This window comes from Streptomyces sp. NPDC051662, from assembly GCF_040681655.1.
In the GTDB taxonomy this organism is placed as follows: domain Bacteria; phylum Actinomycetota; class Actinomycetes; order Streptomycetales; family Streptomycetaceae; genus Streptomyces.
On sequence record NZ_JBFAZD010000010.1, the window covers coordinates 244,847 to 258,377 of the forward strand.

A 13,531-nucleotide genomic window follows, 5' to 3' on the forward strand; every position below is an offset into this window, starting at 1 on the left:
CGGACGCGGCCGGGGATGACGTGTTCGCGGATCCAGGCGGCCGCCGCGGGCGGCAACGGCGGACTGGCAGCGGTTGAGTGCACGGGTGGCCTCTCGACTGGGCGGCTGGTGGCTCCGGGACTTCGCGCAGGCGTGGCGCCTGGCGCTCGCCCCTACGACGCGACACCGAGGCTGCGCACCGCGCGCAGGAAGGCAGCGCCCTGCTCCGCACTGGTGAGGAGTGCGCGGCGGCGGTCCTCCGCTTCCGCACGGAGCGCGAGTGCTCGGCCCGTCAGGTCGCCTTCGCTGAGTGTGTTGCCGCAGCAGGCGTTCGCGCCCGGGCCCAGCTCCCACACCAGAAAGTTGACCGCTGCGGCGGCCACCGCCAGGGGGTCCAGGTCCTGCAGGCTCCATGTCCAGCCGCCGGGGTCGATGCCGCGTTCGCGCAGGTGCTGGGCGACGGCCCGGAAGATATTGCCCGTGCCTCCGGCCGGTTCGTGCAGGGACGCGGCCAGCGGAGGGTCGTCACCGATCCCCAGGGAGACGAGCAGATCGGCCACGTCGTCCGGGGTGTGGTGCTCGGCCAGCCACGACCGGTCTTCGCGGTGGCGCAGGCAGACGAGCGTCCAGGACATCACGTCGATGTGGGAGCGCATGTAGGGATCGGTGTCCCCGGTATGGAGCAGCACTCCGTGCTTGAGCGCGGTATCGGCGACCGCCTTGATGGCGTAGAGGGTGTCGCCCGAGAGGTCCTCCTTGTACCAGCGCAGCATCGGGCCGGCGACGCTGATCAGGTCCGGCCGCCGGAGCCAGTGCACCGCGGCCGCCTGCCCGACCGTCGGCGGCCACCGGGTTGCCGGCTGAGTGATGAAGTAGCGGGCCAGGTCCGGGGCATGGGAGGCGCCGGAGCTCTTGTGCGGCCACAGCGCGAGGGCGGCGACCACGCCGCAGGGGATGTCGATGCGGCCGCGCCCATAAGTGCGATACCAGGTCTCGGCCACCGCCTCGCCGAGGGCGGCTCCGTCGGGCCGCTGCGGTACGGCGCGCGGAGACCGCGGCGGGGGAGAAGACGCGGGCCGGCCGGGGACGGGGGAGTGGTGGTTCGGAAGCAGAGGTGACCTCCAGAGGTCGGTGTGGTGGACGCGCGGCCGGTGTGAACGGGCGGGTGCCGTCGACGCGGGTCGAGGCGGCGGCAGTTCAGGCCGCGTTCTGCTCGCGGGTGCGGAGCTCGGCCAGCGGCAGCGGGCGGCTTGTTCCCCCGCGGCGGTCGCGCAGGATCGCGACATCGCCGAGGAGCTCGCGCAGCTCCTCTTCCTTGGCCTCGGCGTAGGCGTAGCGCTCGGGCAGGGTGGCGAGCAGGTGCTTCCACTGGCGCTGTCCGGCCCGGACGCACGATCCGGAGCAGTTGTTGTGCGGGAAGCCGAGTTCGTACAGCAGCGGCGGCCGGATACCGAGTGCACGGACCTCGTCCAGGAGCTGGTCCTTGGTGGCGTCGGGACCATCGGCGAGCGGGAACTCGGTACGCCAGGGCTGCCAGTTGCGGGCGATGGCGGGGATACGGCGCCGGTCGCGGTCGTTGGGCTCGATGCCGACGTAGGCGATCGTGTCGCCGGGCGGGGCGTGTTCGGTCATCCACGTCCGGCACGGCTTCTGCTTGAGGATGAACGTGCACGGGGCGAGCCGGTCGTTCCCGAGGAACCGCTGGTCGGCGAAGACCTGCCAGGGGTCACGCCCGTCGCGTACGACGGTCAGCTCTAGGCCGAGGTACCGGGCGACGTCGCCGGAGAAGCGCCACAGGTCCGGGTCTTCGGCCCGCGTGTCGGCTATGAGGAGGCTCATGTCCTGGGTTCCGCGCCACTCGGCGACGCGCAGCGCGGTGAGGGCGGAGCCGATGCCGCCGGAGAACTGGATGACGTGATGGGTCAAAGGGAGATTCCTTCCGCGGACGGATGACGGGACGGGGCCGATGGTCCCGGTCAGGCAGGAGGGGCGGGCAGGAGGCCGGAGAGCGCGTCGGCGGTGGCACGCAGGGCCTTGGCCGCCTCACTGGCCGTGCGGCCCGGCTCGGCGCTCCAGCGGTCGACGGCGTTACGGGCCTGGTCCTTTGCGCGGGGATCAGCACGGTCCAGCAGCCGGCCGGTGAGGTGCTCAGCGAAGGCGAGCAACGCCTGATCGCGGGCGGCGTGGATCCGGTCCCAGTCGTACGTGCGCCTCATGCCTACGCGGCCGTGGCCGGCGGCGACCTCGATGGCGCCGCGCGGCCAGCAGGCCAGCGTGACGATGCGGCCGGGGCCGTTGAAGAGGCGACTGCCCTGGTGGAGGCCGACGCGCTCGAGGTGGCTGGCGGCCCAGAGCAGGATCGGACGGGGCTCGTCGGCGATCACGACGCTTTCCGGACTGTAGGGGTGCATGGAGTGGTGGTCCCTTCTTGGGGGCCGGGGTCCCGGCCACGCCAGCGGAAAGCGGAAAGACAGCGGGATGCACAAGGCGGTTCAGGCCGCGGCGTCATCGAGCTCGCTGCTCTACGCGGGGCGGTAGATCACGTGGAGGTAGTCGCGCAGCCGGGGCTCCCACGGCTCCCTGAGAAGGGTGCCGATCACGACGCAGCTCATCGTCGGGGCGACGACATCGCCGAACTGCCGGATCAGGACGGGCTCGTCGGCGAACTTGCTCTCCGGGCTGTAGGGGTGCATGAAGTGGTGTCCCTTCTTTGGGGGGGGGCGGGGTCTCGGTCACGGCACGGGTCAGGCCGCGACGTCGTAGAGCTCGTTACTCTCGGCGAGGCGGTAGATCACGTGGAGGTAGTCGCGCAGCCGGGGCTCCCACGGCTCCCTGAGAAGGGCGCCGATCACGACGCAGCTCATCGTCGGGGCGACGACATCGCCGATCTGCTGGCAGCAGCCGCTGCGCGATCCGGTCCAGGGGTAGCCCGGTGCGAAGCCGACCAGGAGGGCCGCCTCGTCCAGAGAGAACCGGCGGTCCTTGTCGTGGGCCCAATACCAGCCGCGGATCTTGCTGGTGATGGAGATGGAGGGCTTGTCGGCGCTCCACTCGTTGCCGCCGGGTGTCTTTCGCTCGCCTCGCGTATTCACGCGGACGCCGGCAGGCCAGTGCAGCGCAGCAGCTGCGGACACCGGCCGGAAGGGCCGCTTGGGAGTGAGAGCTTCGACGTCAAGGAAGTGGCACCGGGACGCGATCAGAAAGACCCGCTTGCGCCGTGAGGCGAGACCGTAGTCCACGGCGTCGAGAACCCGGTATCTCGCGTCCACCCAGTCGGCGCACAGGAGTTCATCCTTGATGGCGTCCAGTACGTCCTCGGGCAGGGCGCTCGACTGCTCCATCGCGAGCCATTCGAGGTTGGCGTACCGCCACGTCAGAGTGAGTGCCCAGATCAGCACCTCGGCCAGGAGGCCGACCCGCGCGTCGGTCATCTGCTCGATCGGTGCCCGTACTTCGTCGAGCGTGAGCAGCGGCCCGGTGAACCCGCTGTAGCCGTCCCAGTCCGGGTCGGCGCAGATGGAGCAGTCGCCTTCCCACTCGCAGGGGCCGGCGTCGTGGAAGTGGCCGAACGTTGCTTCGGCAGCCGAGGTGAACACGTCCATCAGCAGGTCTTGATTGCGGTGGTCGTGGCCGGCCCGCTTTCCGCTCGGTGTCCAGCACTGGCAGGGTGCCGAGACGATCAGGCCACGGACCCAGCGCAGCGCGGGATGGTTCGGGTCGAGCGTCGTCACATCGGCGACGATCCGGCGGAACCCCGCGGCCTCGGCGGTGGCGGCGGCGTCCTTGTGCATCTCCACGCCGACCATGTCGGCGGGCCGTCTCAGGACATCGCGGATGCCAACGCACCATCCGCCGGGGCCGCTGAACAGGTTCACCACGCGCTCGGGCTCGCCGTCGCGGGGCGGGAAGAGCCATTCGACGGGCCAGGGAGCGGCGAGTTCGCGCAGGTCCTCGGCGTTCAAGCCGGTGAGGTCGATCGGCTCGGTGTAGCCGTAGTCCAACAGGTGACGCAGGGGCGGCGCCTTTCGGTGGCAGGGGGATCAAGGACGGGGCAGCGGTTCGAAGACCTGGACCTCGGGTGCAGCCGTGGTGTTCAGGGCATGAGGGTGTGCGCGGTGGCCTCACGGCGTGCGGCGGTCTCGGACTGCGTGGCGACTCGGACGGTCAGGACGTCGGCGTCCCGGGTCTCCTCGGCCGTGTAGTCGTCGCGGTGCAAGGCGTCGACCATGGCCGCGCTCTCGCTGAACCAGGACTCACCGGTGGCTGTGAGCCGGACCGTGCCGGGGCGGGCTCCCTCGCTGACGTTGAAGTGCCCCGGACCATCCGTGTCGGGAAGAATCCCGACCCGGGCCAGAACGGCAGCCACCTTGTCGGCTTCAGCCACGAGCGGGGCATGCTCGCCGCGAGCCCATGCCGCAGGTGCGTGCCGGGCCAGGAAGAGGCACGTCTCATCGCCCGATTCGCTCGCCAGGCCGACGACATAGGGGGTCACCGCGACGCGGTTGCCCATCGCGGTGCCGGAGCGGATGACTCCGCCGATTGCCAGGCCGGGGGATTCGTACTGATGGCGTGAGAACGGGCCGGGTTCGGAGTGGAGCCAGTGCGTTCCGTTCAGGGCTCCGGCAGCCGCCTCGGCTTCGGCCGAGGTCATGGTCCGCCAGTCCAGGTTCAGGGGCACCACGCTGTGCAGCGGGGTGCGGCCGTCGTTGGCGTAGGTGAGCACCGGGTCGGACGGCGGCGCGGTGATGTTCAAGGCGCTGGCGAGGCTCTCGACGTCCTCGACGGAAGTGAAGCGGGCCGGGTGGCCGACGGACATCGCGTCGTGGAACGTGACGGCGAACAGCGGCCGCGGGTGGCTGGGCTTCTGCTGCATAGGGGCCTCTCCTGAATGTGCGGGCCGTCCAGGCAGGGGCGGTTGCGCGGTGCGGCGGTGTGGTGTCCCTGGGCTGACCTGCGATTACTGCCGGGTGGCCTCGGCGCGGGTCTGCGGCGCGGGTTCCGGAGCTGCTGTGCGGGGGACGGACGGCGGCAGCACTTCGCCGGAGATGATCCGCACTGTCGACAGTGCGCGCCGCTTCGGCGCGATGCCGCGCGGCATGACGATGCCCTCCACGGCCGGGTTCGGGTTGAGCAGGCCGAGGATTCGCAGAGCGAGAGCCGCCGGTACGCGGTTGAGCTTGATCTCGGCCTCCGACGCGTCGGTACTCAGCCGGACCTCGCCGCCCGCGTATGCGGGCGGGTATGCGTTGTCGCAGGAGGAGGCGTACCAGAACGACCGGTTGCGCGACGACTCGCTCTGCTCGGTCTCCCACCCGGCGGGGTGCAGGGCCGGCAGGGCCAGCTTCATGTGGTGGTTCATCAGCCGGCGCGCTCGCCGGTCCTGCTGGGCCTGGCGCTCCTCGGCCAGGGCGACATCGAGGTACTTGAGGTAGTCCGGCAGCAGGTGGGTGACGATGCGGGACGCCATGTGGGACGCGCGCGTGCCGACGCCCACGGTGATCTTGTCCGCGGTGAGGCCGCCGTACCCCGAGGGATAGACGCCCGCGACGGTGAGCCTGCGGCCGGCGTCCCCTTTGAGGTGGGTGTTCTGGTGGCGGAGCGACAGCTCCAGCCCGCGGGGGTGGAACAGGGAGAGGCTCAGGTAGTACGTCTCCTTGTCGACGCGATGGCTCCACCCTCCGCCTTCGATAGCCCCGCTGTTCAGTACCTCGCACAGGGCGCGGCCGATTCGGCCGGCGTGGGCCTGGATCTTGCTGCGCTTCAGCTCGATGGCGGTATCCAAAGGCAAGTCCCTTTCTCGGAGGCGGAGTCGGTAGCTCAGGCGGCGGCCGCGGCGCGATGCCGGCCAGGGGCGCGGTGGCCTCGCACGGGCAGGCCGCTGCTGGAGCGCACGAACAGCTGGGGCAGGAAGAAGGGGCCCTCGTGGTCCCTCTCCAGCCGCGTCAGGTACGCCGCGGCGTCGTCGAGCGCCTTGGTGAAGCTGCTCCGTGTGACCTGGCGGCGGCGCCAGGCCCGGCCCACTCGGGTGCGGGCGGCGGCGATGTACCGCTCGGCCTGGCGGTTGAAGAGGAAGCGGGCGGCCACCAGCTGCGCGCGTGCATCCCGGCCCGTCGTGGCGCTGGGCAGAGTGGTGTTGCCGGCGGTGAGGGTCGACACGGCGTTGTCGAGAGCAGAGTGGATGGCCGCCCACGCCTCGGCGTCGGCCCGGTGCTGCTGGCGCCCGCGGTGGCTGATGGAGAAGGCGGAGGAAGATATGGAGGCCATCGGGAGTCCTTCGGGGCTAAGGGGCGGGGCCGACGCCCCATTTGACAAGTAAGACTTTACAAGCGCGTGCGCATGATGTCAAATGTTACTTGTCGTTAACGGGTGATTCCCCAAGGCGGAAACCTGACCCGCCTCTCCTGGCAGGATGACCACATGGCTACCGTCGACCGTCCCCACCGCGTGGGGTTCGCTCTCATCCCCGCACTCGCGGGGGCCTTCGTCACCCTCGGGTGCTGCGCAGCGTCCGGCGCCGAACCGTTCCCGTGGGCCGCGCTGGCGGCGGTGGCGAGCGGAGCGTGGGGATACCGGTACGCCCGCCGGTGGAACACCCATACCTGACAGACCACGTTGCCGAACCCCAGGAAGGACACCTCGTGCACCCTGTGAGCACTCGACTGCTCGTCCGACTTCTCGCGTACGGGATGCTGGTCCCCGGCATCATCGGCTCGGCAGCGATGGCCGCGATCGTCCTGCCGCGCGGAGGTCATGAACTCACCTGGCCCCGGCTCCTCGCCGGATGCGCCACCCTCCTCACGATCCAGCTCGCCGGTGCCCTCATCGGCGGCCGCCTGGCCGTCCGGCAGCTCGATCGAGGCGTGGGCCCCGAATCCGCCCGGAACTGAGAACGATCCGCAGGCGACTCGGCCGTCGCTGCGCCGGAGCGTGCGACCGCCGTCTGCCCCGGACCGCCGGCCCCCGCTTCTGGACGTACGACAGCCGTCCCGGTGGCACGGGGGAGGCCACCGGGACGGCTCAGTTCAGCGTACGGGTTCAGTGCCTGAACCTACGATTCGTAGGCTCCCGGTCTGGCCTAGTCCTCCGGTGCCTCATCTGACCACCATCCGGTGATGGCGGCAGGCCGTCCGCCGACGGACGCGCGCGTACGGACCAACCAGGTGTCTCCGCGGTCATCGCGGGCGGTCCGCATGACCTTCGAGCGAGTAAGGACCATGCCACAGCGGTTGGGCGCTGAGCCGTCGTCAGGCTCGCCGCGGAAGGGGTGGCCCAGCACGCGCAGGCGCCCACGCATCACGCCGTGCCGGTGGTATTCCGCTTCAAGGGTCCTGATGACTCCCTTGAAGGCGATGGTGAGCCGCCGGGGTTCGGGGACTTTGGCCGCCTCCTCGCAGGGGCAGAGACCGGAGTAGGGAGTCCCGCCCGCGTGCGTGGGGCGGGACGCCTGGTGCCAGAGGCCATCAGCGCACACGCGTGCGGCGTGGCAGGGGCAGCGAGGGCAGTCCTCGACGATGCGGGCCCATACGTGGTCGTCGCCGGCGTCGTCGACGGGGACATAGCTGTAGGTGGTCGGGGCGGCCGGATTCTCGGCTTCCCGGCGAAGAGCGGCGGTGTACTTCTCGCCTTCGCGCGCGGCGGTCGACTGCTTCTTCGGCATGACGCACTCCTCGGACCGGCCGGTCCCCACGCTCCCGCCAGCCGCATACAGCATGGCCGGTGTGCAGGACAGAACATCAACTCCACGGGCCCCAGGAGACCTTGACCGACGACGTCCGAGGCGTGGGCCCGGGCAGCGGCGAACGGCGTACGCGACTTGCCGTGCTCTCACGATAGCGAGGAGCGCTGACAGTCGGACCCCGCTTCGCGAGGCGGCACCGTGCTTTCACAGGGAGATGCGCCGTCTCGGTGCGCACCATGGCGAAGTTCTGACAGAGGCACTCAGGCATCTCCCGGCCCGCATTCCGGCAGGATCTACCCAGCGTTGTCAGGATCATGTTCCGGGGAGACTCGGTAGCGGGGCACCCGTGTACGCGGCCCACTTTTCCTCGAAGACCTTCTTCTGCTTGTCGACGACGAAGGCCGGGGCCGTGACGATGAAGTCCTCGGTCATCGGCAGCACTTTGCCCCTCTCGCGACGCCAGGTGCGCACCGATCCGTACACGCTCTCGTGCTCGACGCGCCGGCCAGGTCGGATACCGATGCGCTCGACGGTCCGGTTGAGGAGGACCCGGTCCCCAGTGCGCAGCCGTTTCACCGACCGCAGCGCCTGTGCGCGGACGGTCGGGTCGGCAGCACTCGCCGGCAGGATGCGGCGCAGGTGGTAGATGGCCCAGTCACACGACTCGAGCTCTGCGGCGAAGGCTTCCAGCACGGCGTGGTCCTCGCGACGCGAGGGATCGAACTGTTCCAACAGCGAACGGCGCCCGAACAGTCGGCTGTTCGGGTTGAGACGCATGGACGTGTACTCCAGTCTCAGGACCCGGCCGGCGACCTCGGGAAAGGACCGCATCCGGTCCAGGTGAGCGGGCAGCGCGCCCATCGATACCGGATAGCAGCAGAAGGTGCAGTAGGACTTCTTCCACCGCACTCCGAACCGCTCGAACAGGAAGTCTTCGCATTTCTGGCGCCCCCATCCCCAGTCGATGAGCGGGTACACCCCGGTGCGCTGGGGGAGTTTGCTCTCCCTCTGGTCGCGGTCACGGCGGCCCGTCTCGTCGGCGTTGAAGCCGATCATCTGACTGAAGGGCCCGTCGGTGTTCTGTTTGCACCAAAGGTCTCCGACCTCACCTTTGGCCCGGATACTGCATTTGCGTACTCCGCCCTGCTGCGGGACGGTCCCGTTCGCCTCCATCTCGTCCCAGAGGGCCCACCGGCCGCGGCGGATCAGCCGCTCGGGACTGCGGGAGTCGTCAAGAACGTCGATGCCGGCGCTCGTGGGCTGACCGGCACGCGCCAACTGGACCAGCCGGAGCCGTTTCTCCCTGAGCAGCGGCAGGATGTAACGCTCGGCGTCGGCATCGGTGTCGGCCCATTCGTCGCCGGTCGCCATCGTGATGACGCATGTGCGCTCGGGGTCGATCCCGTGTGCCTCAAGGTCATCCAGCACGGCCACCAGGTAGGCCGTGGAGTCGACGCCCCGACCCCAGTTGATCACGTATTCCACTGGGGTTCTGGTGGCTGTCGACGCGTTGAACAGGGTCGGTGTCGAGACGGTCTCAACGGTAATGGGCTTCCTCCAGGAGGTTGTTGACGGTAGCGGGGAGGCAGGGGCCCAGGCGCCGGTGTCGTGACGCCCGGGCTGGCGCTGTCCGCTCCCCGCTCTACTCGGCGGTGAAGGTGGTGCACTCCACGAAGTGGCGGGCCGGCCTTCGGGGTACGGCATCCGGTGTCCCCAGGTGGAACAGACCGACGGCGGCCCCGGCGGTCACGAGCTCATGAACAGCTCGGAAGCGGACTGGACTCGCGGCGGTGCGGTCATCAGGGGAACGGCTGGCGAGGTGCCGGAAGATTGCTCAGCGCGACGACGAGGCCGTGGCGCCGGAGCCGGGGCCGGGCAGCTTCGGGGCGTCGAGGACATGCCCGGTGCCACCGCAGTGGTTGCACGCCTTGACCCCCGCGTCCCGGACGAGACCGGTCCAGAAGGAGACCTGCTGCTCCCACTCGGCCAGGGCGTCCGCGAACCGGTCGGCCAGGACGCGGTCCCCGACGGGGAGGTACATCTCCCGGGTGACGAGGACCGGAACGTTGCTGCCGGACTTCAGTTCGCGCAGGTTCTTCCCGAGGTTCGGCTGCCAGCGCGAGACGGGCTCGTGGAAGGGAACCCGGATGGTGACGTAGAGCCCGCCCGGCCTGCCGTCGCGGCCGTCGAGGCAGTACTGCACATGCGGCATCCGCTTGATCAGGGTGGCCAGCTGGCTGCGGAGGCCGGGAATGTAGCCCGGGAAGCAATGGAGGAACTCGGGACGCTCGGTGAGCGAACGCGGCATCCTCGCGACCCACTGAGGGGCATCGGGAGACGGCGGTTCGCTCCCCTGAAGGACGCGGAACGGACCGTCGTACTCGTAGGCGAGCGGCGGCTGCTCTTCGGTGACCGCTCGGTAGAACCGGTAGTAGTTCTCGTCCTCGTCGGTACGGTCGCGCCAGTCCTCGACGCTGAGCTGCGCCGGGTAGCGGCTGGACAGGACGGACTGGTCGGTGAGCTCGTAGCGGACCGGTACGGGCCGCGGCTGCATGCGGGCCGTGATCTTCTCGGCCTGGTGGTCGGCGGCCCACCAGGCCCCGGGCCGGTCACCAAGGGCGCTCATGGGCTGGTCGTCGGCATACATGCCGGTGACCGGTGCGAGGCGGCTCTCGCCGGGGGCGGGCAGGTGGTAGAGCCATCGGCCGTCGGGGTGCTGGATGGCGTAGTTCTCGAAGTCGCTCACGGATTCTCGCTCTGCTGTGGCTGGCACCGCGGCAGCGGTGCGGACGGGAAGGTCTGTGTGGGTGCGGGATTCGTGGTGTCCCTGGTTGCCGCCCGGATCGGGACGGTCAGGCACATGCCGGTTCGGCTGCTGCGTCACCGGATTCGTGCTGCTCGATCCACTGCCGGGCGATACCGGGCGAGATCGCTTCGTAGACCCTGCGGTGGCTGTCCCGGTCCACCACGCAGGTACTGAAGGGCCCGGGGTTGATCGCGCTTCCGGCCGGCCCGTGGCTGGCTGCGAAGTAGCGGCCGCGATCGCCGTCGATGTGAGAGCGGACCAGGTTGACCTGCACCGCGTGCTGGCCACGGAAGTCGGTGTACCGGTACCAGCCGCGCAGCCCATAGGCGGCGGCGTATGCGTCAAGCCGTGCCGCGTGCCACGGCCGTTCGGCCTCGGGGGCGTTCGTCTCGGCGGCGGCCAGCGACGACAGCACCGCGGCATGAACGCCGTTGTGCCACTCGCGTACGCCTCGGCCGGTGCTCTGGATCTGGCCCGCACGCTGGGCTGCGCTGTTCGCAGCCCGCCGCGCGGCGGCGACCAGGTGGGCGCTCATGCCCGCGCCGTCCCACGCGTTGATGTTCCGCAGGGCGTCGGCGACGGGCGGCGGCCCGTCGGGCATGCCCGTCAGGTCCGACAGGTCGGGGACGGGGGCGATCGGGGAGACATCGGCGTGCGTCATGGGGCTCCGTTCTGCGGCCGGCGTGGCCTGTGGCGTGGTCAGCGGTCCCATCCGGCGCCGAGGGCGGCCAGGGTGTCTCGGTGCTCGATGCGTTCGGTCCACCGCGTCGGCCAGGCGCCGACTCCGTGGAACGCGCCGGCGAAGGCGCCAGTGAGGCAGGCGATGGAGTCGGAGTCGCCGGAGGAACAAGCCGCCCGGCGCAGCGCCGTCACCGGATCCCGGGGGAAGAGAAGGAAGCACAGCAGGCCGGTGGCCAGGGCTTCTTCGGCGACCCATCCGGCGCCCGTGACGAGGCAGGGGTCTTCACCAGGGGCCGGAGCGGCCAGGGCGGCGTCCAGTCGGTCGAGCGCGCCGAGGGTCTCGTCCCAGCCCCGCGCGATGAACGCGGCGGGCGTCCGCCCAGGGCCGCGCTTCCAGAGATCGCCGAGCCACCTCTCGTGGTAGCGCGTGCGCTGGGACGCGGCGTACGCGCGCAGCATCTCCGGCAGCCGTTCCGGTTCGGTGCCCTGGAGGAGCAGCCAGACGGCGTGGGCGGTGAGGTCGGCAGCGGCGAGCGCCGTGGGGTGCCCGTGTGTCAGAGCGGCCTGGAGCTGCGCGGCGCCGGCCCGTTCCTCGGAGTTCAGGGACGGGACCAGGCCGAGCGGCGCGACGCGCATATTGGCGCCGCAGCCCTTGGAACCGGCCTCGGTCGCCTGCCGCCACGGCCTGCCGCCTTTCAGCCGGGCACAGGCCGCCAGACAGGTCATACCGGGGGCGCGGTCGTTGTCCGGCGCGTCGTACCAGCGCACGAACTCGCGGACGAGCGCGTGCTCGAACCGATGCGGATCCAGCCGCTCAGCGCCCCCCGGGTCCATGGCGGTGTTCACGGCCCGGGCAACGGCCAAAGTCATCTGGGTGTCGTCGGTGACCAGCGCCGGCGTGGGCATATCCATGCGCCGCCAGGGGCCTGCGGTGCTGAGGATCTCGGCGACACCGACGAACTCGGTGGGAAAGCCCAGCGCATCACCGAGCGCCAGTCCGAACAGCGCTCCGGTAGCCGCCTGTTCAGGCTGAGCCGGTGGTGTTGACGTGGTTGCGTTCAGCGGTCGCTCCTTCAGAGGGTGAGATTGTGGGCGCGTATGCCGCCCCGGCCCGGGGAGGGCGGGGACCGTCCGCGTCAGGCGGTAGCCCCGTCGACCGTTCCGGAGACCGGTACGGGCCGGATGGCGTGCCAGATATGCAGAGCGGGGTCACCGTGGCGAAGGAGCACGAAAACCCCGTCGCGGACGACCTTGTCGAGCGGCAGAACCGCACGGGCGAAGGTCCGGCGGTCCCCCGTCAGGTGGGCTCGCGCGGCGAAGGCGTTCTCGATGTCCCGCCGCAACTGCTCGGCCTGCTTCTCCAGGGAAGCGATCACGCTGCGGACCCAGCCGTCTAGCTCATCGGGCACGGTGCGCAGCAGGGCCTCCATCGGTCCCGCCGTGCTGTTGGTCAACTCGGTGACCTCGGCCACCGAGCAGTCCACGGCGATGGCCACCTTCTTGACGGGGTGTCCGGTGAGCCTGGTCATGCCCAGGTAGCGCCAGACGTTCGTCTCCGTCACGCCGGTAGCGGTCTTGTGGAGGTGGGCGTACTGGGCGAGTTTGGCCTTGGCGCGGACGCCGGAGGCGAACCGCAGCACGTAGCCCTCAGCGCCGAGGCCGGAGACCGCCGTTCCGTCGACGCGACGGTTGTCCTTCGTGAGCGCCAGCAGGTCGGCCATCCGCATCGAGGGCCAGCAGCACACCACTGAGCCGACGCCGCTCCAGTGGGCGGCCGCGTCGGAGAGGTCGAGCTCCTGCCCGTCGGTGCCGTAGGCGGCCAGCAGGACCAGGTCCTGCCGGCCGCCGTAGTCGACGACCATCCGGCTGCCCGGGTAGACGATCTCCACCAGATACGTGGTGCCCGGCCGCAGCCGGGAGGTGTCCCGGCTGTCGAGCCACCGCTGCGCCCACTGGCCCTGCGGCGAGGCGAAGGAGCCCCTGGACACGGTGTACCAGCGTCCGCCGAAGTGGAAGAGGATTCCGAGGGTGCCGTCGATCTTGTCGTAGATCTGGAAAGGCTCATCGGGAAGCGGGGGCGCGTACGGCCGGCCCAGCGTGTGCTCGGGAACGCTGAAGAACTTTTCGAACGGCCAGGCAACGACGGTGCCTGTGCGCTCGTCGACGACCAGGCCGCGACAGCGGGTGGTCACTGCGGTCCAGGCGCCGACGTACTGACAGGCCCGGGTGTAACTGAGCATGACCAGCGGGAGGCGAGGGTGGCGGTTGCGCACCACGTGACCCTGGTCGACCGCGCGGGCCAGGTCAGCCGGCGAGAACAGATCGGCGAGATGGGTCACTGGACCTCCGGGCTGAGGGGCGGCCCACCGGAACTGCGGCGGGCGGAC

General features: G+C 70.3%; 16 protein-coding genes. 2 read left to right on the plus strand and 14 right to left on the minus strand.

Translation table 11 applies throughout. The features are described from left to right. Positions 1–152 precede the first annotated feature (152 nt). The 8 genes from AB0M67_RS19245 to AB0M67_RS19280 form a co-directional block, all read right to left on the minus strand. Positions 153–980, minus strand: coding sequence for a hypothetical protein (locus AB0M67_RS19245; protein WP_365746880.1), 828 nt, complete (start codon positions 978–980; stop codon positions 153–155). Between the two features lie 196 nt (positions 981–1,176). Further along, positions 1,177–1,905 (minus strand): hypothetical protein, encoded by a 729-nt coding sequence (locus AB0M67_RS19250; protein WP_365746882.1) that lies wholly within the window; start codon positions 1,903–1,905, stop codon positions 1,177–1,179. Between the two features lie 50 nt (positions 1,906–1,955). Further along, the gene (locus tag AB0M67_RS19255; RefSeq protein WP_365746884.1) at positions 1,956–2,390 is read right to left on the minus strand and encodes a DUF6197 family protein; all 435 of its coding nucleotides are present in this window, start codon (positions 2,388–2,390) and stop codon (positions 1,956–1,958) included. 111 nt (positions 2,391–2,501) lie between these two features. Further along, positions 2,502–2,672, minus strand: coding sequence for a hypothetical protein (locus AB0M67_RS19260; RefSeq protein WP_365746886.1), 171 nt, complete (start codon positions 2,670–2,672; stop codon positions 2,502–2,504). Between the two features lie 51 nt (positions 2,673–2,723). Beyond that, positions 2,724–3,980 carry a DNA cytosine methyltransferase gene (locus tag AB0M67_RS19265; protein ID WP_365746888.1) on the minus strand — a complete coding sequence of 419 codons (1,257 nt, stop codon included), beginning with the start codon at positions 3,978–3,980 and terminating at the stop codon, positions 2,724–2,726. Positions 3,981–4,072: 92 nt separating this feature from the next. Further along, positions 4,073–4,852, minus strand: a complete 780-nt coding sequence (locus AB0M67_RS19270; protein ID WP_365746890.1) for a hypothetical protein — start codon at positions 4,850–4,852, stop codon at positions 4,073–4,075. An 84-nt stretch (positions 4,853–4,936) separates the two neighbouring features. Then, positions 4,937–5,761 carry a hypothetical protein gene (locus AB0M67_RS19275; RefSeq protein ID WP_365746892.1) on the minus strand — a complete coding sequence of 275 codons (825 nt, stop codon included), beginning with the start codon at positions 5,759–5,761 and terminating at the stop codon, positions 4,937–4,939. Positions 5,762–5,796: 35 nt separating this feature from the next. Then, entirely contained in the window at positions 5,797–6,243 is a 447-nt protein-coding gene (locus AB0M67_RS19280; RefSeq protein ID WP_365746893.1) for a hypothetical protein, read from the minus strand. 153 nt (positions 6,244–6,396) lie between these two features. Here AB0M67_RS19280 and AB0M67_RS19285 point away from each other — a divergent pair, with 153 nt between their 5' ends. Continuing rightward, complete coding sequence (locus tag AB0M67_RS19285) at positions 6,397–6,582, plus strand: hypothetical protein (RefSeq protein WP_365746895.1); 186 nt, start codon at positions 6,397–6,399, stop codon at positions 6,580–6,582. A gap of 44 nt (positions 6,583–6,626) precedes the next feature. Then, the gene (locus AB0M67_RS19290) at positions 6,627–6,866 is read left to right on the plus strand and encodes a hypothetical protein (protein ID WP_365746897.1); all 240 of its coding nucleotides are present in this window, start codon (positions 6,627–6,629) and stop codon (positions 6,864–6,866) included. Between the two features lie 188 nt (positions 6,867–7,054). Here AB0M67_RS19290 and AB0M67_RS19295 read toward each other — a convergent pair whose 3' ends face one another. From AB0M67_RS19295 to AB0M67_RS19320, 6 genes are all read right to left on the minus strand, one after another. Continuing rightward, positions 7,055–7,636, minus strand: a complete 582-nt coding sequence (locus tag AB0M67_RS19295; RefSeq protein ID WP_365746899.1) for a hypothetical protein — start codon at positions 7,634–7,636, stop codon at positions 7,055–7,057. Positions 7,637–7,969: 333 nt separating this feature from the next. After that, positions 7,970–9,133, minus strand: coding sequence for a hypothetical protein (locus AB0M67_RS19300; protein ID WP_365746900.1), 1,164 nt, complete (start codon positions 9,131–9,133; stop codon positions 7,970–7,972). A 358-nt stretch (positions 9,134–9,491) separates the two neighbouring features. After that, positions 9,492–10,403, minus strand: coding sequence for a hypothetical protein (locus AB0M67_RS19305; RefSeq protein WP_365746902.1), 912 nt, complete (start codon positions 10,401–10,403; stop codon positions 9,492–9,494). 106 nt (positions 10,404–10,509) lie between these two features. Beyond that, positions 10,510–11,124, minus strand: a complete 615-nt coding sequence (locus tag AB0M67_RS19310; RefSeq protein WP_365746904.1) for a hypothetical protein — start codon at positions 11,122–11,124, stop codon at positions 10,510–10,512. A gap of 38 nt (positions 11,125–11,162) precedes the next feature. Beyond that, a complete protein-coding gene (locus tag AB0M67_RS19315) occupies positions 11,163–12,206 on the minus strand; it encodes an ADP-ribosylglycohydrolase family protein (RefSeq protein ID WP_365746997.1) in 1,044 nt (347 codons plus the stop codon). 74 nt (positions 12,207–12,280) lie between these two features. Then, a complete protein-coding gene (locus AB0M67_RS19320; protein ID WP_365746906.1) occupies positions 12,281–13,483 on the minus strand; it encodes an RNA ligase in 1,203 nt (400 codons plus the stop codon). Positions 13,484–13,531: the final 48 nt, after the last annotated feature.